Annotated in this window: 19 protein-coding genes; 10 read left to right on the forward strand and 9 right to left on the reverse strand. The window is 77.4% G+C overall.

Annotated features, from left to right (window positions below):
- Positions 1–333 precede the first annotated feature (333 nt).
- Positions 334–606 (forward strand): hypothetical protein, encoded by a 273-nt coding sequence (locus tag ACRYR8_RS06660; protein ID WP_432483409.1) that lies wholly within the window; start codon positions 334–336, stop codon positions 604–606.
- Between the two features lie 22 nt (positions 607–628).
- Here ACRYR8_RS06660 and pheA read toward each other — a convergent pair whose 3' ends face one another.
- The 3 genes from pheA to ACRYR8_RS06675 all read right to left on the reverse strand — a co-directional run bounded on the left by pheA (position 629) and on the right by ACRYR8_RS06675 (position 3,390).
- Positions 629–1,564 carry a prephenate dehydratase gene (gene pheA / locus ACRYR8_RS06665; protein WP_432483411.1) on the reverse strand — a complete coding sequence of 312 codons (936 nt, stop codon included), beginning with the start codon at positions 1,562–1,564 and terminating at the stop codon, positions 629–631.
- A 119-nt stretch (positions 1,565–1,683) separates the two neighbouring features.
- Positions 1,684–1,989 carry a WhiB family transcriptional regulator gene (locus tag ACRYR8_RS06670; protein ID WP_432483413.1) on the reverse strand — a complete coding sequence of 102 codons (306 nt, stop codon included), beginning with the start codon at positions 1,987–1,989 and terminating at the stop codon, positions 1,684–1,686.
- A gap of 84 nt (positions 1,990–2,073) precedes the next feature.
- A complete protein-coding gene (locus ACRYR8_RS06675) occupies positions 2,074–3,390 on the reverse strand; it encodes a glycosyltransferase 87 family protein (RefSeq protein WP_432483415.1) in 1,317 nt (438 codons plus the stop codon).
- Positions 3,391–3,461: 71 nt separating this feature from the next.
- Here ACRYR8_RS06675 and ACRYR8_RS06680 point away from each other — a divergent pair, with 71 nt between their 5' ends.
- From ACRYR8_RS06680 to ACRYR8_RS06705, 6 genes are all read left to right on the forward strand, one after another.
- Positions 3,462–5,726 carry a hypothetical protein gene (locus tag ACRYR8_RS06680; RefSeq protein ID WP_432483417.1) on the forward strand — a complete coding sequence of 755 codons (2,265 nt, stop codon included), beginning with the start codon at positions 3,462–3,464 and terminating at the stop codon, positions 5,724–5,726.
- 157 nt (positions 5,727–5,883) lie between these two features.
- Positions 5,884–6,795 carry a metal ABC transporter solute-binding protein, Zn/Mn family gene (locus ACRYR8_RS06685; RefSeq protein ID WP_432483419.1) on the forward strand — a complete coding sequence of 304 codons (912 nt, stop codon included), beginning with the start codon at positions 5,884–5,886 and terminating at the stop codon, positions 6,793–6,795.
- Complete coding sequence (locus ACRYR8_RS06690; RefSeq protein ID WP_432483421.1) at positions 6,792–7,622, forward strand: metal ABC transporter ATP-binding protein; 831 nt, start codon at positions 6,792–6,794, stop codon at positions 7,620–7,622. Before ACRYR8_RS06685 ends, ACRYR8_RS06690 begins: the two co-directional genes overlap by 4 nt.
- Entirely contained in the window at positions 7,619–8,506 is an 888-nt protein-coding gene (locus tag ACRYR8_RS06695) for a metal ABC transporter permease (RefSeq protein ID WP_432483423.1), read from the forward strand. Before ACRYR8_RS06690 ends, ACRYR8_RS06695 begins: the two co-directional genes overlap by 4 nt.
- A gap of 62 nt (positions 8,507–8,568) precedes the next feature.
- On the forward strand, positions 8,569–9,201 hold the full coding sequence (locus ACRYR8_RS06700) for an FMN-dependent NADH-azoreductase (RefSeq protein WP_432483425.1): 633 nt from the start codon (positions 8,569–8,571) through the stop codon (positions 9,199–9,201).
- Between the two features lie 153 nt (positions 9,202–9,354).
- Positions 9,355–10,014 carry a hypothetical protein gene (locus ACRYR8_RS06705; protein WP_432483427.1) on the forward strand — a complete coding sequence of 220 codons (660 nt, stop codon included), beginning with the start codon at positions 9,355–9,357 and terminating at the stop codon, positions 10,012–10,014.
- 69 nt (positions 10,015–10,083) lie between these two features.
- Here ACRYR8_RS06705 and rpmG read toward each other — a convergent pair whose 3' ends face one another.
- On the reverse strand, positions 10,084–10,251 hold the full coding sequence (gene rpmG / locus ACRYR8_RS06710) for a 50S ribosomal protein L33 (protein WP_432483429.1): 168 nt from the start codon (positions 10,249–10,251) through the stop codon (positions 10,084–10,086).
- 98 nt (positions 10,252–10,349) lie between these two features.
- Positions 10,350–11,144, reverse strand: a complete 795-nt coding sequence (locus tag ACRYR8_RS06715) for a hypothetical protein (RefSeq protein WP_432483431.1) — start codon at positions 11,142–11,144, stop codon at positions 10,350–10,352.
- 115 nt (positions 11,145–11,259) lie between these two features.
- On the opposite strand from ACRYR8_RS06715, the gene ACRYR8_RS06720 reads away from it, so the two are divergent.
- Positions 11,260–11,838, forward strand: a complete 579-nt coding sequence (locus tag ACRYR8_RS06720) for a GNAT family N-acetyltransferase (RefSeq protein WP_432483433.1) — start codon at positions 11,260–11,262, stop codon at positions 11,836–11,838.
- A gap of 26 nt (positions 11,839–11,864) precedes the next feature.
- On the opposite strand, the gene ACRYR8_RS06725 is transcribed toward ACRYR8_RS06720, so the two are convergent.
- A complete protein-coding gene (locus tag ACRYR8_RS06725) occupies positions 11,865–12,443 on the reverse strand; it encodes a helix-turn-helix domain-containing protein (RefSeq protein ID WP_432483435.1) in 579 nt (192 codons plus the stop codon).
- Between the two features lie 122 nt (positions 12,444–12,565).
- On the opposite strand from ACRYR8_RS06725, the gene ACRYR8_RS06730 reads away from it, so the two are divergent.
- A complete protein-coding gene (locus tag ACRYR8_RS06730) occupies positions 12,566–13,834 on the forward strand; it encodes a glycoside hydrolase family 15 (RefSeq protein WP_432483437.1) in 1,269 nt (422 codons plus the stop codon).
- 245 nt (positions 13,835–14,079) lie between these two features.
- Positions 14,080–14,283, forward strand: coding sequence for a cold-shock protein (locus ACRYR8_RS06735; protein ID WP_242127978.1), 204 nt, complete (start codon positions 14,080–14,082; stop codon positions 14,281–14,283).
- Between the two features lie 86 nt (positions 14,284–14,369).
- Here the strand turns inward: ACRYR8_RS06735 and ACRYR8_RS06740 are convergent, their stop codons facing one another.
- Genes ACRYR8_RS06740 through ACRYR8_RS06750 form a run of 3 tightly spaced genes read right to left on the reverse strand, consistent with a single transcriptional unit; the run spans position 14,370 to position 17,499 of the window.
- Positions 14,370–15,116 (reverse strand): ABC transporter permease, encoded by a 747-nt coding sequence (locus tag ACRYR8_RS06740; RefSeq protein WP_432483439.1) that lies wholly within the window; start codon positions 15,114–15,116, stop codon positions 14,370–14,372.
- Positions 15,113–16,705: a hypothetical protein gene (locus ACRYR8_RS06745; protein WP_432483441.1), complete on the reverse strand. Its 1,593-nt coding sequence runs from the start codon at positions 16,703–16,705 to the stop codon at positions 15,113–15,115. The genes ACRYR8_RS06740 and ACRYR8_RS06745 overlap by 4 nt, the downstream gene beginning before the upstream one ends.
- Positions 16,705–17,499: an ABC transporter ATP-binding protein gene (locus tag ACRYR8_RS06750; RefSeq protein WP_432483443.1), complete on the reverse strand. Its 795-nt coding sequence runs from the start codon at positions 17,497–17,499 to the stop codon at positions 16,705–16,707. The genes ACRYR8_RS06745 and ACRYR8_RS06750 overlap by 1 nt, the downstream gene beginning before the upstream one ends.
- Between the last annotated feature and the right edge of the window lie 24 nt (positions 17,500–17,523).

Genomic DNA, 17,523 nt, shown 5'->3' on the forward strand with positions numbered 1-17,523 from the left:
GGGGAGAGCGCCTCCCCCGCGGCGCGCGGCCCGGCACAGTCGTCCGGTGGCCCCCCGACCCCGCACCCCGCGCGGCGCCCCGGCACCCCCGCGCGCGGTGGCGGTGGCCCTGGCGCTGGCGGCGGCCGCAGCGGTGCTGGAGCGCAGCGGCGCGGTCGACGTCGTCCCCGCCACCGCCGCCGGGGTGCGGCACGCCCCCACCCCGGGGCGCGAGTCGGCCGGGGCTCCGCTGGGACCCGTGCCGGCCGGTGCACCACGTGGTGGCCCCCTCGGGGGTGCCGCCGGGCGGCGAGGAGGCGCTGGCCGCGGCGGTCGAGCGGGTGGAGCGGGCCGGTGGTGGCGCGCACGTCCTCGGGCCCGGCCGTCGTCGTCTCCGGGACGGCGGGGCTGACGACGAGCGCGACGCGCGGCTTCGAGGACCCGGGGGTGCGCCGCAGGGCGGAGGCGGTGTGGCTGCACGAGCTGGGGCACCTGGTGGGCCCGGCGCACGTGGAGGACCCCGGGCAGGTGGTGAACGCGGCGTTCGCGGGGGTGCTGGACCACGGCGCCGGCGACCTGACGGGCCTGGCCGCCCTGGGCACCGGCCCGTGCCTGGACGAGGTCTGAGGACGGCGGCCCCTCCCCGCGCTCAGGCGCCGCCGGCGCGCAGGTGGTCCAGCCAGTCCTGGGCCTCGGCGAACGCGGCGTCGGTGGGCCCGGAGCCGAGGACGGCGGTGCCGCCGTCGGCGCGCGGGTAGCTGCCGACGAACCGCACCCGCTCGCACACCCGGTGCAGGCCCATGAGGGCCTCGCCCACGCGGGCGTCGGCGAGGTGGCCGTCGCAGTCGATGGAGAAGCAGTACCGGCCCAGGGCGTCGCCGGCCGGGCGCGACTCGATGCGGGTGAGGTTGATGCCGCGGGTGACGAACTGCTCCAGCGCCTCCACGAGGGCACCGGGGCGCTCCTCGCGCAGGAACAGCACCAGGGACGTCTTGTCGTTCCCGGTGCGCTGGGGCACGGCGCCGGGGCGCGACAGCAGCACGAAGCGGGTCTGGGCGCCGTCGCGGTCCTCGATGCGCTCGGCGAGCACGTCCAGCCCGAAGCGGCGGGCGGCGAACGGGGCGCAGACTGCCCCCTCGAACCCGGCGGCGGGCCCGCCGTCGGCCTCGGCGGCCAGCGCCGCCGCGGAGGCGGCGGTGGAGGTGGCGGGCACGTAGGCGACCTCGGGCAGCATCCGGTGCAGGCGGTGGCGCACCTGGGCGTAGGCGTGCGAGTGGGTGCTGACGCGGCGCACGTCGGACAGGGCCGTCCCGGGGCGGGCGGCCAGGACGAAGGAGACGGGCAGGACCACCTCGGCGACCACGACGAGGGGGTCGCCGACGGCGAGGCCGTCGAGGGTGGCGGGGACCCCGCCCTCGACGGAGTTCTCGATGGGCACGCAGCCGACGTCGGCCGCGCCGGTGCGCACGGCCTCGATGGTGGCGTCGACGCTGGCCATGGCCTCGGCGGGCGCGTCGGGCACGACGGCGCGCAGCGCCGCCTCGGAGAAGGTGCCGACGGGGCCGAAGAACGCGTAGCGGGGCACGGGAGGGAACCGTAGCCCCCTCCCGCGCCGGGTCCCCCCGTGCGCCCACCCGCGCGCTGCGCCGGCCGGCGCGCGGGGCCCGTGCCCGGACCGCGCGCCCCGGTCGGGGCAGCGAGCGCTCAGCCGGCCTGCCGCAGGCGGCGCCGCTCGGAGCGGGCGGCCCAGATCTGCTCGCGCTGGTCCTCGGTGAGCCCGCCCCACACCCCGTAGACCTCGCGGTGGCTGAGGACGTGCTCGCGGCACTGGCGCAGCACGGGGCACTCGGCGCACACGGCCAGCGCTGCGGCGTCGCGGTGCTGGCGGGCGGCTCCCCGTTCGAGCTCGGGGTGGAAGAACAGCTCGGGGTCGGCGTCGCGGCACGAGCCCCGCAACTGCCACTCCCAGGCGTCCACGGTGGGACGAAGGCTGTGCGTCGTCTGGCTCACGGTTCCCCCCTCGGGTGCACGGTCGGTCCTGCTGAGCCGTGTTGCCCCCCGACGGACGGACCTAAACTCTCAGCTACCCCTCAATCACTTACGGTGATCGAGGGGGAGCTCGGCACGGCCCTCGCGCCCGCCCCCCGGGCCGTCCACCAGCCGCGCCAGCGCCACCAGCGACAGGCACGCCCACCACAGGTCACCGCTCTGCACCGCGCGCGCCAGCGGCACCGGCACACCACCCCCCGCGAGCAGGTTCGCCCCCCACCACGGCCACGCCACGGACAGCAGCGCGAAACCCACCAGCGCCACCACCACCCGCCGGCGCTCGCGACCGGCGCCCAGCACGGCGCCCAGCACCACCAGCCCCCACACGAAGTGGTGCAGCCACGACACCGGCGAGACCAGCAGCGCCACCACCCCGCACGCCGCGACCTCCCCCACCGGCGACCCGCGCCGGTGCAGCCGGCGCGCCACCGCGAAGCCCAGCACCGCCGCCGCCGCGGCCGCCAGCGCCCACACCAGCGTCGTCACCGCCTCCGGCAGGTACAGGCGCAGCAGGAAACCGCGGATCGACTGGTTGGAGGAGCCCGCGTTCGGGCCCAGCCGCTCCGGGTCCAGCAGCGCGGCGGTCCAGAACTCCAGCGACGCCTCCGGCGCCAGCAGGAACGTCGCCACCGTCACCCCGGCCGCCGCCAGCACCGCGTTGCGCAGCTCACGCCACTGCCGGGTCACGGCGAAGTGGACCAGGAACACCCCGGGCGTCAGCTTGATCGCCACCGCCAGCCCGACCAGGGCACCGCGCGGCCAGCGCACCCGGTAGCGCCCCGCACGCACCCCGTCCGCACCGCGCACCAGGTCCAGCAGGCACAGCGAGACGAGGACGAGGTTCACCTGCCCGAAGCGCACGTTCTCCCCCACGGGGGAGACCCACACGCACGCGGCCGCCACCACGCCCTGCGCCAGCGGCGCCCACCGCCCGGCGCGCGCCAGCAGCGGCCGGAACGCCAGGCCCACCACCAGCCACAGCAGCGACAGCTGCACGCCCGTCCACACCCACCCCGCGGCGCCCCACGGCAGCAGCGCCAGCGGGACGGCCAGCACCGCCGAGAAGGTGGGGTACGTGAACGGCAGCAGCTGCGGGGACTCGGTGAGGACCTCGTACACCGGCCGGCCCAGCAGCAGGCTGCGACCCGCCTCCCGGTACACCTCCAGGTCCACCTGCCACTGGTCGTCCGGGTACGCCACGAGGTAGCGGTGCACCACCGGCGCCGCGGCGGCCAGCAGCGCCAGCACGCCCAGCAGCACCGGCAGCACCGCGGGCCGCGCCGGCGGCCGGGCCCCGGCCCGCCCCCGCGCTCCCGACGCCCCGGGCGCACCCGGCGCCCCCGCCCCTCCGTCCACGACCACCCGCCGATCCTCCCCCAGACCCCCACCCGCTCCGTCACGTGCGGTGCACGGGCGCCACCTAGCCTTGTCCGGTGCCGCCCCGCCCCCGCACCGCCCGACCCGACGCGAACCCCACGGGGCCGGCCCGCGCGGCGCTGACCGCGCTGGCCGTCCTCGCCCTGCTGCTGGTGACCGCCCCCGCACCGGCCCGGGCCGCGGCGCCCGCCCCGGCCGGGAGCACCTCCCCCCTCGTGCTCGTCGGCTTCAGCGGCGTGCGCTGGTCGGACGTGTCCGAGGAGGCCACGCCCGCGCTGGCCGCCATGAGCAGCGGCGCCCTCGGCACGGTCGCCGTGCGCAGCGTCTTCACCGCCGCCTGCCCCGGCGACGGCTGGCTGGCGCTGTCCGCCGGCCGGCGCGCCACCGACTTCGACGGCACCTCCGCCGGGCACGTCGACGCCCCCTGCGCACCGGTCGCCGAGGTCACCGGCGGCGTCCAGCCGGACTTCGCGCGGTACCGCGAGATCGCCGCCGCCGGCTCCTTCGGCGCGCAGCCGGGCCTGCTGGGCGACGCGCTGGCCGAGGCGGGCACCCGCGCCGTGGCGGTCGGGCCCGGCGCGGGCGTGGCGCTGGCCACCTCCGCCGGCGAGGTCCCCGCGTACGTCAGCCGCGCCGAGGCCGGCACCCCCGCCGCCGTCGGCGGGCACGTCCAGGACGCGCTGGAGTCCGGCGCGGAGGTCGTCGTCGTCGACGCCGGCGCGGTGCGCGACCCGGCGGACCTGCCCGGGCGGGAGGAGGCCCCGGCCGCCTCGCACGCCGAGCAGGTCGCCGCCGTGGACGCCGTCGTCGCCGCCGTGCAGGAAGCCGTGGCGGCCTCCACCGGTGCCGGTGCCACGACCCTGTTCACCGCCTCGATCGCCGACGCCGGCAGGACGGCGCACCTTCAGTTCGCCGCCGCCACCGGCCCGCAGCCCGGCGGCGGGGACTACGAGGGCCTGCTCGTCAGCCGCTCCACCCGCCAGGTCGGCATCGTGCAGACCACCGACGTCACCCCCACCGTCCTGGCCCTGGCGCTCGGCGGCGACCACGGCACCACCGGGCTCGTGGGAGCTCCGGTCACCTCCACGCGGGCCGGCGCGAGCGTCGGCGAGCGGGTGGAGAAGGTGCGCGACCTGGACCTGGCCGCCCAGGCCGTGCAGCCGCTGGTGGCGCCGTTCTTCACCGCCTGGGGCGCCTCCCAGATCGTCCTGTACGCGGTGGCGACGCTCGCCCTGCGGCGGGCGTGGGGCGGTGCGCGCGGGCGCCGTCGGGTGCTGTCGTGGCTGCGGACCCTGGCGGTCGTGTACGGGGCCGTGTGCGCCTCGACGTTCCTGGCGAACACGCTGCCGTGGTGGCGCCACGGCGACTCGACCGGCGACCACCTCCTGGCCGTGACGGGCGCGGTCGCCCTGTACGTGGCGGCGATCACCGCGGTGGCGCTGCTGGGGCCGTGGCGGCGGCACCCGCTGGGCCCGCTGGGCGTCGTCGGCGCCATCACCGCGGGGGTGCTGGCGGTGGACGCGGCGACCGGCTCGCGCCTGATCGCCTCCAGCCTCAACGGCCTGCAGCCGGTGGTCGCGGGACGCTTCTACGGGCTGGGCAACCAGCAGTTCGCGCTGTTCGCGACCGGGGCGCTGCTGTTCACGGTCGCGGTGGCCGACCGGCTGGTGCTGTCCGGGCGCCGGCGCGCGGCCGCGCTGGCCGTGGCGGGCCTGGGGCTGCTGGCCGTCTACGTGGACGGCGTGCTGGGCAGCGACTTCGGCGGGCCGCCGGCGATCGTGCCGGCGTTCGGGCTGTTCGCGCTGCTGGTGGCGGGCGTGCGGGTGACGTGGCGGCGGGTGCTGCTGCTGCTGGCCGGCACCCTGCTGCTGCTGGCGGCGATCTCCCTGGCGGACTGGCTGCGGCCGGTGGACGAGCAGACGCACCTGGGGCGGTTCGTGCAGACGGTGCTGGACGGCGGGGCGTGGCAGGTGGTGGAGCGCAAGCTCGCCCAGAACCTGCGGATCCTGGTGAGCAACTGGATCCTCAGCGCGGTGCTGGCGCTGGCGGCGGCGTTCATCGCGTTCGTGCTGGTGCGCCCGCGCGTGCTGGGGGTCCCGGTGCTGCAGCGCACCTACGACCGGCACCCGGTGCTGCGGCCGGGCTGCATCGCGCTGCTGGTGCTGCTGGGCATCGGGTTCGCCGTCAACGACTCCGGGGCCGCGGTCCCGGCGGTCGGCGCGATGCTGGCGGTGCCGCTGCTCATCGCCACCTGCACCCGGACGATGGAGTCGCTGGGGGACGCCGCCCGCCCGCCCGAGCGCACCCCCGCCACCCGCTGACCCCCACCCCACCCCCACCCCGCGGTGAGCGAGGAGACCGCGACTCCCCCGCTCACCGCGGGGTGGGGGTGGGCGGGACGGGGGAACGGCGGGACGGGACGGCGCGGTCGCGGGGTTACAGTTCCCGACAACCGTTCCCATCGTCAGGAAGTCGCTGATGCGCCGCGCCGCCCTCACCCTCGCCGTCCTCACCACCACTCTCGGCCTCGCCGCGTGCGGGGGCGGCGACAGCACCGCGGACGGCACCGGCGCCTCCGCCGACAGCACCCCCACCGTCGTCGCCTCCACGGACGTCTACGGCTCCATCGCCGCCGCGGTCGCCGGCGACGCCGCCACCGTCACCTCGATCATCGACGAGCCCTCCGCCGACCCGCACTCCTACGAGGCGGACACCCGCACCCAGCTGGCGCTGTCCCGCGCCGACGTGGTCGTCGAGAACGGCGGCGGGTACGACGACTTCGTCGGCACCATGCTCGACGCCGCCGACGGCGCCGACCCCGTCGTCGTGAACGCCGTGGAGCTGTCCGGGAAGGACGCGGGCGGGGAGTTCAACGAGCACGTCTGGTACGACGTGCCGACCGTGCGCAAGGTCGCCGCCGCCGTCGAGGCCGCCCTCGCCGAGGCATCCCCCGGTGACGCCGCGACCTTCCAGGCCAACGCCGACGCCCTCGACGCGCAGCTGGCGGAGCTGGAGCAGCGCATCGCCGACGCCGCCGCCACCACGAGCGGGACGCCGGTGGCGGTCACCGAGCCCGTGCCCGGGTACCTGCTCGACGCCCTCGGCGCCGAGGACCGCACGCCCGGGGAGTTCGCCGAGGCGATCGAGGAGGAGACCGACGTCCCGGCCGACGTCCTGCAGGAGACGCTCGCGCTGTTCCCCGGCGGGCAGGTGCGCGCCCTGGTGCACAACGAGCAGACCACCGGCCCGCAGACCGAGCGGGTGCTCGAGGCCGCGCAGGCCGCGGACGTGCCCGTGGTGCCGGTGACCGAGACGCTGCCCGAGGGCGAGGACTACGTGTCGTGGATGAGCGCGAACGTGGACGCCGTCGTGTCGGCCCTCACCGCGTGAGCGTCCCCGCCCCGACGCCCGCCCCGACGCCCGCGCTGCGGCTGCGCGGCGCGGCGCTCGCCCACGGCGCGCACCGGCTGTGGACGGGCCTGGACCTGGACGTCGCCCCCGGCGAGTTCGTCGCGGTGCTCGGCGCCAACGGCGCCGGCAAGTCCAGCCTCCTGAAGGTCGTGCTCGGCCAGCACGCGCTGAACGCGGGCACCGTGGAGGTCGCCGGCCGCCCCGCGCGCCGCGGTGACCGCCGCATCGGCTACGTGCCGCAGCAGAAGGGGCTCGACGCCGACACGCCGCTGCGCGCGCGCGACTTCGTGCGCCTGGGCCTGGACGGGCACCGCTGGGGCCCGCTGCTGCCCTCGCGCCGCGCGGGCCGCCGCGTGGACGAGGCACTGGCGGCCGTGGGCGCCACCGGCTACGCCGACGTGCCCGTGGGGCGCCTGTCCGGCGGGGAGCAGCAGCGGCTGCGGGTCGCGCAGAGCGTCGTCGGCGACCCGCTGCTGCTGCTGGCCGACGAGCCGCTGCTGTCGCTGGACCCGCACCACGCGGCGGCGGTGACCGCGCTGGTGGACCGGTGCCGCCACCGCACCGGGGCGGCGGTCCTGTTCGTCACGCACGACGTGAACCCGGTGCTGCCGTACGCCGACCGGGTGCTGTACCTGGCGGGGGGCCGGTTCCGCGTCGGCACCCCCGACGAGGTGATGACGTCGCGGACGCTGTCGTCGCTGTACGGCTCGCCGGTGGAGGTGCTGCGCTCGGGCGGGCGCGTGCTGGTCGCCGGCGCCGCCGCCCCCGCCGAGCACCCGCACGCCCACGAGGAGGTCCCCCGGTGAGCGCGGTGACGTGGTCGGACGTGTTCGACTTCAGCGACTACGGCGCCCTGCTCGCCCTGGTGCAGAACTCCCTGTGGGCCGGTGCGCTGCTCGGCCTGGTCGGCGGGCTCGTCGGGGTGGTCGTGGTGGCGCGGGACCTGCCGTTCGCCGTGCACGGGACCGCGGAGCTGAGCTTCGCCGGCGGCGCCGGGGCGCTGCTGCTGGGCGTGGACGTCGTCCTGGGCTCCGTCGTGGGGTCCGTGCTCGCGGCGGTGCTGTTCGGGGTGCTGGGCAACCGCGCCCGCGACCGCAACTCCGCGATCGGCGTGCTCATGCCGTTCGGCCTGGGGCTGGGCGTGCTGTTCCTGGCCCTGTACGAGGGTCGGGCGGCGAACAAGTTCGGCCTCCTCACGGGGCAGATCGTCGCCGTGGACGACCCGCAGCTGGTCTCGCTGGCCGTCATCGCCGCCGTCGTGCTGGTGGCGATGGCGGTGCTGTGGCGGCCGCTGCTGTTCGCCTCGCTGGACCCGGAGGTCGCCCAGGCGCGCGGGGTGCCGGTGCGCCTGCTGTCGCCGGTGTTCATGCTGCTGCTGGGGCTGTCGGTGGCGATGAGCGTGCAGGTCGTCGGGGCGCTGCTGGTGCTGGCGCTGCTGGTGACGCCGGCCGCGGCGGCGCTGCGGGTGAGCGCCTCGCCGTACCTGGTGCCGCTGCTGTCGGTGGTGTTCGCCGTCGTCGCAGTGGTGGGCGGCACGCTGCTGGCGCTGGGCTCCAGCGTGCCGATCAGCCCGTACGTGACGACGGTGTCGTTCACGACCTACCTGCTGTGCCGGGTGGTGGCGCGGCTGCGCCGCCCGCCCGCCCGCCCCGGCACCACGCAGCCCCCGGTGGCGGCCGGGACCGCGTGAGGCGGGCGGACGCGGGCCGGTGGGGCCCGCTGCGTCCCGCGACGGCTCAGTAGGTTGTCCGGATGCCTCACCTGCTGCACCTGGACTCCTCCGCCGACCTGACCCGTTCCCGGTCCCGCGCGATCACCGCGGCGTTCGCGGCGGCCTGGCGCGCCCGGGGGCCGGAGTTCACGGTCACCCACCGCGACCTGCACCGCGACCCGCTGCCGCACCTGCCCGACCCGGAGCTGCACTGGCCCGACGCGGCCCGCCGCCCGGACGCGAACCCGCCCGCGGCGGAGGACGCGCTGCAGCGGGAGGTCCTGGCCGAGCTGCTCGCCGCGGACGTCCTGCTGGTGGGGGCGCCGCTGTACAACTACACGGTCCCCTCGACGCTGAAGGTGTGGATCGACAACGTCCACGTGCCGGGGATCACCACCGGCGAGGGCGTGCAGCCGCTGGCCGGGCGCCCGGCGGTCGTCGTGAGCAGCCGCGGTGGCGTCTACGACGCGGGGACCCCCACCGAGACGTGGGACCACGGCGTGCCGGTGCTGCGGATCGTGCTGGGGAACGCGCTGGGCATGGACGTGCGCGTGGTGCAGACCAGCGCCACCCTCGCCGACAGGCTGCCGGAACTGGCGGGCCTGCGTGAGCGCGCCGACGCGGAGTTCGCCGCGGCCGTGCGCGCCGCCGAGGAGCTCGCCGCCGGCCTGTGAGGGCCGGCCCGGGCCGCGCGCGGGACCGGCCGCGCGCGACCCGGGCGGACATGACGGTCTCGTGACATCGGGCCCCGCGGGGGTTGCGCGCTTCCCGGCGGCGGGTAGCGGGTGGGCAGGAGCACGATCCGCTCACCAGCAGGAGGTACCGACGTGTCCGCACCCCACGAGACCGGGTCCCACGCGGCCGAGGAGGAGAGCGGCAGTCGCAAGTGGCTGTGGCTCCTGCTCGCCGCGATCGCGGCCGCGCTGATCCTCTGGGCGATCCTCGCCCTCACCGGTGACGACGAGGACGACGTCGACGCGGTGGACCCGCAGACCACCGCGAGCGCTCCGGTCACCCCCACGGACGATGAGAGCACCCCCTCGGCGACCCCCTCCACGAGCGCCACCGCGGGCGGCGACCCGACGGCGACCGCCACCGCGACGAGCGACCCCGCCGCCACGGCGGTGGCCGGCGCCGTGCTGGTCGGCGGTACCGACGTCCTCACCTCCGGCACCGACCTGACCACCCTGGTGGGGCAGCAGGTCCAGGCCACCGAGGTGGAGGTCACCGAGGTCGTGGCCGACGAGGCGTTCCACGTCGGCCCGCAGGCCGGTCAGACGGTCCTGGTGCGCCTGCCGCAGTTCGCCGGCGCGGACGCCGCCGAGTCGCCGTTCACCGTCGAGCAGGGCGACGTGGTGAGCTTCACCGGGTCCCTGGCCGAGGTGGACGACGCGCTGCTGTCGGAGCTGCGCAACTACAACCCGGCCCCCGACCTGCAGGTCGGCTCGGTGTACGTGCAGGCCGAGGAGATCTCCGGCGTGAGCTGACGCCGCAGCACGAAGGGGCGGGGGGACGGTGCTGCCGTCGTCCCCGCCCCGTCGCGTTCGCCGCGGGGGTCAGCGCTCCTCGCGGAAGTCGACGTGCCCGCGCGCGACCGGGTCGTACTTGCGCACGACGAGGCGGTCGGGGTCGTTGCGGCGGTTCTTGCGGGTCACGTAGGTGTACCCGGTACCGGCGGTGGACCGGAGCTCCACGACCGGGCGGACGTCGGCGTGCTTGGCCATTCTGGTGCGCTCCCCTCGAGCTCGGACCGCCGGTGCGGCACCGGCGTCCACCTGCTCCAACTGGACGAGAACGACAACCATTCCTGCTGAACCCGGGGTCACGGGTGGGGTTCGACGGCCACCGCGGAGGCGGGGACGTCCCCGCACGTGGTGCCGTGCGCGCCGGTGACCGCGGGGTGGTCCGCGCCGACACCGCTCACCACCGTCTCCACCTCGCCGTTGCGGGCGTGCACGCGGTTCGCGTCGACGACGACCTCCGTGCGCGTCACCGACCACGAACCGCCGTCCTCGTCGGCGTCCACGCCGTACAGGTGCAGCCCGTCGCCGGCCCGCTCGCACGTCAGGCCGGTGCCGTACGGGGTGAACCCGAGGCTGAAGGAGTACTGCTCACCGTCCTGACCGGGCACGGGCAGCAGGGCGGCGTCCTCCTGCCGGTAGACGTACAGCTGCACGGAGCGACCGGTGTTCAGGAACACCGTGGGCGCACCGGTGGCGAGCACGGCCGCGGACGCCGTCGCGGTCTGCGGGGCGGCGCTGGTGAACGCCACCGAGGTGGTGCCGTGCGAGGTCGTGACCACTCCGAGGCGGCGCTCGCCGTCCACGTCCGCCAGCCACAGGGTGTCGGGCGCCCCGTCGCCGTCGAGGTCGACGGTCCGCGCCGTCCCCGCCCCCTCGGGCACCCCGTCAGCGGGGGCGGGAGCAGCGGTCACCGCCGCCGGCGAGGTCGTCGCCGGGGCGGGGTCGGTGGTGTGCGCCGGGGTGGTGGTGCTCGCGGAGGCGGGGGCTGAGGCGGCCGGCGCGGTGACACCGGGGTCACCGGAGCAGGCGGTCAGCGCGGACGCCGCCGCGAGGACGACGACTGCGGTGCGGTGGCGCGCGGTGCTGGTGCTCACGGGTTCCTCGTTCCTGGAGGAGTTCGTACGGGCAACCTCTCGGACGCGCCGGGCGGGGCCCGCGTTGCACCCGGACCGGCGCGCGACCCGCCGCACCGCGCGCGACGATGGGCGCGTGGCCCCCGACGACCCCGTGGACGTCCCCGCGCGCACCGCCCGCCTCGTGCTGGCGCCGCCGCGCCACGAGGACCTGGAGGACGTCTTCGCCCTCTACTCCGACCCCGCCGTCTGGGAGCACCTGCCGTCGGGCCGGCACACCGACCGCACCCGCACGGCGCTGCTGCTGCAGCGGATCCGCGACAGCTGGGACGCGATCGGGCTGGGCAGCTGGGTGGCGCGCCTGGCGGAGGGGCCCGACGCGGGCCGGCTCGTCGGCACCGGCGGGTGCGACCTGCGGATGGGCGTGACGTGGAACCTGAGCTACCGGCTGCACCGGCGCGACTGGGGGCACGGGTACGCCGGGGAGCTGGCCGCGGCGGCGACGGCGGCGGCGCACCGGGTGCGCCCCGACATCCCCGTCACGGCGTACCTGCTGGAGCACAACACCCGCTCGGCCGCGGCCGCCGAGCGCGCCGGGCTGCACCTGACCTGGCGCGGCTCCGACGCCGGCAACCCGGACCCGGGCGCCGTGCGGCTGCTGTACGCCGACCGGCCCCTGTCGCGCATCGTGGTGGAGGTGCTCACCGCCAGCTGAACCCCGCCGCGCGGGAGCGCGGGCGCTCAGCGCCCCCGCGGCCGGGCCCGAACGTGCATCCGCTCCCCCTGGGGGCCGAACAGCACCAGCAGCTCCACCGGCGAGGAGCCCGGGTTGCTCGTGGCGTGCGGGACGTGGGTGTCGAACTCCGCGGCCTCCCCCGGCGGCAGCCGCAGGTCCGCCTCGCCCAGCCGCAGCCGCAGCGTGCCGGACAGCACGTACAGCCACTCGTACCCCTCGTGGGTCTGCGGTTCCTGCTGCTCCCCCGCGCCCGGGGCGAGGACCGCCTTGTAGGCGCGCAGCCCCCCGGGCGCACGCGTCAGCGGGATCGACGTGACGCCCCGGTGGGTGCGGGCCGAGCGCCGCCGCGCCGGGGCGGGCGGGGCGACGAGCTCGTCGAGGCTCACCTCGTAGTGCCCCACGAGCGGCAGCAGCAGCTCCAGCGTCGCGCGGCGCCCGCCGGACTCCAGCCGCGAGAGGGTGCTGGCGGAGATCCCGGTGGCCGCCGCCACCTCGGCGAGGGTGTGCCCGCGTGCGGTGCGCAGCCGGCGCAGCCGCGGCCCGACGGCGTCCAGGACGGTGGCGAGGTCCCCCGCTGCGCTCACGCGCCCATCGAACACGACGGGGCGCCGCCCGGTCGTCGCGGACCCGCTGACCGCTCAGGTCCGCACCCGTTACGGTCGACGGGCCCCGGAGGGCGGGCGATGGCGCGGGAGGGGGTGGGACGGTGGCGCGGCGAGCTGCGGCGGGCCTGGCGCTGACGCTGGTGCTGGTGGCCGGCGCCACCCTGACCGCGCTGCCGGAGCGCTCGGAGGCCGTGCCGGCGCCGGTGCTGCTGACCGACGCGTCGTGGCGCGAAGCGCTGGACGTCGCCCCCACCACGGCGCAGGAGGACGCCGCCTGGCTCGCCGCGGGCACGGTGCCGGGCACCGGCGGGCCGTGGGAGGCGGTGGTCCGCCAGTCGCTGCTGGACCTGCGGTCCCTGACGGCGGACAGCGGAGCTGTCGCCGCGGGACCGGCGCCGCGGTGGGCGTACGCGTGGCCGCGGGACTCCGCCTTCGCCGCCGCGGCGCTGTCGGCGACCGGGCACCGCGACGAGGCCCTGCGGGTCCTGGGCTTCCTGGCGCGCGTGCAGCTCGACGACGGCGGGTTCGAGGCCCGCTACCTCCTGGACGGCACCGGCACCCCCGACGGGCGCGGCCGGCAGGCGGACGGGGCCGGCTGGGCGCTGTGGGCGCTGGGCGAGGTGCTGGCCGACGCACCCACGCGGGCGCAGGCGCTGCGGGAGCTGCGGGAGCTGCGGGGCCTGCTGGACGGCGCCACCGGCTTCGCGATGGAGGTCACCGACGGCGGCCGCGAGCTGCCGGAGCCGTCCTCGGACTACTGGGAGCGCCGCGAGGCGGAACTGACCCTCGGCACGGTCGCGCCGCTGCTGGCGGGCCTGCGCGCGAGCGCCCGGCTGCAGCCGCTGCTGGGCGAGCACGCCGCCGGCCGGCGGCTGGCGGCGGCCGCCGGGTCCCTGGAGGAGCTCCTGCACGAGGAGTTCGGGCCCACCGGCTACCTGCGCTACGCCGACCCGGACGTGGAGACCGGTGGCGTGGACGCGGCCGTGGCGTTCCTGCTGCCGCCGTTCGCGCCCGGGGTGCCGGGCGAGCCGGTGCTGGCGGCCTTCGACGCCTACCAGGTCCGCGCGCTGCGCCCGGCCGGTGGGCTGGCCCCGGGCGCCGGCTGGAAGTCCGACGGCGTCTCGTGGACGCCTGAGGTGGCGCTGGTGGCGCTGGCCGCGGCCTCCTCGGGGCGCACCGGGCAGGCCGCGCACTGGCTGGACTGGCTGGCCGCGCACCCGGCGCCGTGGGGCAGCCTGCCGGAGAAGGTGGCGGCCGACGGCTCCCCGGCGGGCCCGGCGCCGCTGGGCTGGACGGCCGCGAGCGTCGTCCTGGCGATGGCCGCGCTCGAGGCGCGCGAGCGCGGCGACCACGGTGACCACGGCGGGTGAGCGGGGGGCGCGAGCCGAGTGGTCCAGCGGGATCGGTGTGGAGGTCTTGCGCAGGGTCACCGGTGTCGTGTTAGCTTCCGAGCGGCTGCAGCTAGCGCAGCTCCTCGATCGTCTCGAACGCCCGCGGAGTGTGTTGCGGGCGTCGCTCAGGTCCGGCCCCGGCCGAGTCCCGAGTGGCGTTCCCACTCAGCCCGGGACCCGCACACGCGCGGGTCTCGCACCGACTGGAACGTGTTGGAGTAGGAATGGCCCAGGGCACCGTCAAGTGGTTCAACGCTGAGAAGGGTTACGGCTTCATCGAGCAGGACGGCGGCGGTCCCGACGTCTTCGTCCACTACTCGGCGATCAGCGGCAACGGCTACCGCTCGCTGGAGGAGAACCAGCGCGTGGAGTTCGAGGTGACCCAGGGCCAGAAGGGCCCGCAGGCGGACGACGTCCGCGCTCTCTGAGCCACCCCGCCTCACCACGCAGGGCCCTCGTCCACGACGGACGGGGGCCCTGCGTCGTCCCCGGGCTCCCCGCCCCGGTGGGGCCGTCAGCGCGGCGGCCTGGTCCGCACCCGGGCGGCGAGGACGCGGGTGATGACCACGACCGCGACGGTCTCGGCGGCGATCAGCCCCACGAGGACGAGCAGCTGCACGCGCGCCGCCTCCAGGGGGGAGGCGCCGCCGAGGAGGAGCCCGACGAAGGCGCCGGGCAGCGTGACCAGGCCGACGTTGCGGGTCTGGTCCAGGGCCGGGGCCAGTGCGCGGGCGGCGGCGGTGCGGCCGAGGTCGGCGACGGCTCGCGCGGGGGTGGCGCCCAGGGCGAGCCAGCCCTCGACGAGGTCCCAGCGCTCGGCGACGTCGTCGAGCAGGCGGCGGCCGGCGAGCGTGGTGGCCCCCATGGCGCCGCCGATGAGCTGGGCGGTGAAGGGCACCACCTGCAGGGGCTGCAGCGGCAGGGCCCCGGTGGCGACGACGACGGCGCCGGCCAGGGCGGCGCCCGCGCCGACGGCGAACGCCGTGCCGGGCCAGGTGCGCAGCGATCCGAGGCGCCGGGCGGAGGTCCACGAGGCCACCGCCAGGGCGAGGGCGAGGTAGAGCGGCGCGAGGACGGGGGTGCGCAGGACGGCGCCGAGGACGAGGCCGATGGCGGCGATCTGCACGACGGCGCGCACGCACACCACGGCGACCTCACGGCCGTGGCGCAGCCCGCCCAGGCGCCCGGCGCCCACGGCGAGGGCGGCGAGCAGGACGACGGCGGCGGCCAGGCCGGTCGTCGTCCCGCCGGGTGCGCTCACGAGCGCCCGGCGACGGCCAGGACCTCGGGGGCTCGGCGGTCGAGCAGGGCGCCGCCGCGGGCGATGCCCAGCCGCAGCCACAGCACGCCCAGCCCGGCACCGGCGACCAGGCCGATCCAGCCGACCCGGGGTTCCCGCAGCAGCGCCACGACCAGCGCGGCGAGGGCGGGCAGGGCGAGGACGGTGACGGCGAGGGTGGTGACGAACTGGGCGAGCAGGGTGGCGGTGGCCGCGCCGCGAGGGCTGGAGAAGGGGTTCCCGCCGGGCGGGGCCACCGGGTAGGGGGCCAGGGCGCTGGCGACGCTGGAGACGCCGTACCCGGCGCCGAGCAGGGCGGCGGACGCCCCGGCGAGCGCGGGCAGGAGGTCGGCGCGCCCGGCGACGAGGGCCCCGGCGACGGTGAGGACGAGCACGAGGGGCACCTGCCAGAGCGCGGCGGCGAGGACGCGGCCGGTGCGGTCGTCGCGCCCGCGCACGCCCGCGGTGACGTGCAGGGCGAACGCGGAGTGGTCGTAGGCGACGTCGTCGTGCAGGGACCAGCCGGTGACGAAGGCGACGAGCGGGCCGACGGCGAGGAACCAGCGGCCGCTGTCGTCGCCGGCGGACAGCGGCAGCACGAGCAGCAGCAGCGGCACGATCGCGACGGAGGCGGCCGAGACGAGGTAGCGGGGGTCGCGGCGCCAGTACAGGAGGCAGCGGCGGGCCACGGCACCGGCGGGCGTGTCGGGCAGCCGGTCCAGCAGGCCGCCGCCGCGGGTGGCGGTGCGGGTGGACCCGCTGCCGGCGCCCGCGGCGGGCCCGGTGCCGGAGCGGCCCAGCGCGAGCGCCCACGCGCCCAGCACGGCGGCGAGCACGAGCAGGGCGAGCACCAGGCGCAGCAGGGCGGTGCCCCACCGGCCGGCGGCGGCGTCGGCGGCCGCGGCCCAGGCGAAGCCGGGCGGGGTCCAGCCGGCGACGGCGGCGGCGTCGCGGCCCAGGCCGGCGAGGTCGCCGAGGCCGTCCTCGACGCGCTGGGCGAGCAGGTTGACGCCCGGGGCGAGGAGGACGATGAGGACACCGCCGACGAGGACGGCGACGTCGCGGGTGCGGCGGGCGCGCAGCAGCGCGGCGGCGGCGGTGGTGGTGGCGCGGGAGGCGGCCACGGCGGTGAGGGTGCCGACGAGGGCGGCCACGACGGCCAGCGCGGTGGCGGCGGCGGAGCGGGACAGTGCGGCGGCGCCGGCCAGCGACAGCAGCAGGGTGACGGCGCCGGGCAGGCCGGCGAGGCCGGCGAGCAGCAGGCCGGGCACGAGCTGCGTGCGGGGCACGGCGAAGGTGGCGAAGCGGGAGGGGTCGACGGTCTCGTCGACGCCGAAGGCGACGAGCGGGATCAGCGCCCAGCCGAGCACGGCGAGGGTCCCGGTGCCGACGACGACGGGGCCGGCGACGTCCAGGTCGGCGAAGCGCAGGGCGACCAGCGCACCACCGACGGTGGCGACGAGGAACAGCGCGTAGAGGACGCCGAGGACGAACGCCACGACCTGCCAGGGACTGCGCCGCAGCCCGTTGCGCAGCAGGGTGAGCTTGAGGCGGACGAGGGTAGCGACCATCAGCGCAGCCAGTCCAGGGATCCGGTGAGGTCGCGGCCGCCGCCGACGAGGTCCACGAAGCGCTCCTCCAGGGTGCCGGAGCCGCGCACGGCGTCGAGGGCACCGGTGGCCAGGACGCGGCCGGCGGAGATGACGGCGACGTGGTCGCACATCCGCTCGACGAGGTCCATGACGTGGCTGGAGAGGACGACGGTGCCGCCGCCGGCCACGTAGGAGGTGAGCAGGGTGCGGATGGTGGCGCCGCTGACGGGGTCGACGGCCTCGAACGGCTCGTCGAGCACGAGCAGGCGGGGGGCGTGCACGAGCGCGCAGGCGAGCGCGACCTTCTTCGTCATGCCGGCGGAGTAGTCGACGACGAGGGTGGAGCCGGCGTCGGCGAGGCCGAGGGCGTCGAGGAGCTCGCTGGCGCGCTGCTCGACGACGTCGCGGGGCATCCCGCGCAGCAGGCCGGCGTAGCGGACGAGCTCGAGGCCGGTGAGCCGGTCGAACAGGCGCACCCCGTCGGGCAGGACCCCGAGGCGGCGCTTACCGGCGATCGGGTCGGCCCACAGGTCGGCGCCGAGGACGAACGCGCGCCCGGCGTCGGGGCGCAGCAGCCCGGTGGCCATGGACAGGGTGGTGGTCTTGCCGGCGCCGTTGGGGCCGACGACCCCGAAGAAGGAACCGGCGGGCACGTCGAGGTCGAGGGCGTCGACGGCGACCTTGCCGCCGAACCGCTTCGTCAGCCCGCGCAGGGCGAGGGCGGGCTCGGGGCCCGTGCCGGGTGTCGCGGGTGGCTGGGCCTGGTGCTGCACGGTTCTCCCCCTGCGTTCGTCCAC

Origin of the sequence: Kineococcus esterisolvens, from assembly GCF_050871405.1 — a bacterium.
In the GTDB taxonomy this organism is placed as follows: Bacteria; Actinomycetota; Actinomycetes; order Actinomycetales; family Kineococcaceae; genus Kineococcus.

Bases quoted from the DNA above. Each gene is read 5' to 3' on its own strand.
- ACRYR8_RS06685 (WP_432483419.1), top strand. From the start codon at position 5,884: ATGCGCCGCGCCGCCCTCACCCTCGCCGTCCTCACCACCACTCTCGGC.
- ACRYR8_RS06700 (WP_432483425.1), top strand. From the start codon at position 8,569: ATGCCTCACCTGCTGCACCTGGACTCCTCCGCCGACCTGACCCGTTCC.
- rpmG (WP_432483429.1), bottom strand. From the start codon at position 10,251: ATGGCCAAGCACGCCGACGTCCGCCCGGTCGTGGAGCTCCGGTCCACC.
- ACRYR8_RS06735 (WP_242127978.1), top strand. From the start codon at position 14,080: ATGGCCCAGGGCACCGTCAAGTGGTTCAACGCTGAGAAGGGTTACGGC.
- ACRYR8_RS06745 (WP_432483441.1), bottom strand. From the start codon at position 16,705: ATGGTCGCTACCCTCGTCCGCCTCAAGCTCACCCTGCTGCGCAACGGG.